This window comes from Paraburkholderia sediminicola, assembly GCF_046027355.1.
Classification (GTDB): domain Bacteria; phylum Pseudomonadota; class Gammaproteobacteria; order Burkholderiales; family Burkholderiaceae; genus Paraburkholderia; species Paraburkholderia sediminicola_B.
This window is the reverse complement of sequence record NZ_JAQQEK010000106.1, coordinates 1-1,290: the sequence shown is the minus strand read 5'-3', so window position 1 is coordinate 1,290 and position 1,290 is coordinate 1. Positions and strand designations below refer to the sequence as shown.

Here is a 1,290-nt window from a genome sequence, read left to right as displayed (position 1 = left end):
GTTTGGCCTTATAACTGTCAGGCTTATGATAGAAATTCGCGCTCAGCTTGGTCCCCCCCCCTATTGGCTGCTCCGTGTATAGGGTGGCTTACCGACGCCGCCAGATGGAGCGTTGCTCATTCCGCCGCTCCCTCCCGGCCTGATATCCCGCATGTCCGCCGCGTCCAATCCGCCTCGCGCGGCGGCATTCGCTTCGGCCCTCCGCACGCCAGCGTTGTCTTGCGGCGTAGCTGTGGGTGCGGGAGTTGGGTGTCCGCTCGGGCGCGGCTGCGTTTGAGCCAGCACCGTAATAGACGCCAATGCAAAGACGGTAGAGCAACAAAGTCGTTGCAGCATAATGACCTCCAATGAATGTCGCTACTTTTCGTGCCGCGCGTCAACGGAGCAAGTCCAGCGTCCGCTTTTACCGGAGGAGCAATCGCAACTACTGAGGCTGCGAACCTTACCATAGGCGACTGTATTTACCGTTTGCTGCGATTCCGCCTTTGCTGCCGCGCACGCTGTTGCCTGACTGGCCCCAACCCCCGTGTACGTATGCAAATCCGCCCGCGCGGTCTGTGTCGCTAGTAGAGCGATGAACAAAACTACAAATGTCCGCGGCATTGTGATAACCATCCTATTTAAAGAAGTTTTGTCACCGGGTCGGCGCTATGGAATACGTTTTTGCAGGGTCGCAGACTTTCCAGATACTATCCGGCACCCATCCGTCGAACCCTGTTCGAAACTGCACCGACTCGCCGACAACCTCAATGAAATATCCGGCAACGTCACCGGCACAGTCACCATTAAGGGGGAGATTCACAGTTATCTGGCAAACGCGCTCGGCGGTCTTCTCTCCGTGATTTTCGACAAGACGAAGCGGTCTCAGCGAATATCGGGATTCGTACTGAGTGTCTACGGTCCGCGTACCTTTCAGCGGGCCGGTCTTCGAAAACTGATAAATTTCGCCATTCTCAAAGTTTTTCCACGACTTGCCGGTTAGAAGCTCCTCCGCTTCAGCGCAATCAGGAAAGTAGGCCCATGCGGGCGAGGAGAGGGCACAGACAAAAAGCGCTATCGGCACCTGCACTCCCTTAGCAATCGCAAGTCTGCGCATAGGCTGGTCTCCACTGGTACCGTCTTTCCTTACAGCCTAGGCAAAAGAAATCTGTTTGCATGTAAAGCGTCGGCATTTTGTGCGCTACCCGACATAGCCGAAACGCTCTCCTCCGAGAGACATATCGTGCCCTTGGGGGTGGACCAAGCTGAGCGCGAATTTCTATCATAAGCCTGACAGTTATAAGGCCAAAG

The 1,290-nt window shown here is 55.5% G+C and carries 1 protein-coding gene; it reads right to left on the bottom strand.

The genetic code is table 11. The features are described from left to right. Positions 1–634: 634 nt before the first annotated feature. Entirely contained in the window at positions 635–1,096 is a 462-nt protein-coding gene (locus PQR42_RS45455) for a hypothetical protein (RefSeq protein WP_408496080.1), read from the bottom strand. Positions 1,097–1,290: the final 194 nt, after the last annotated feature.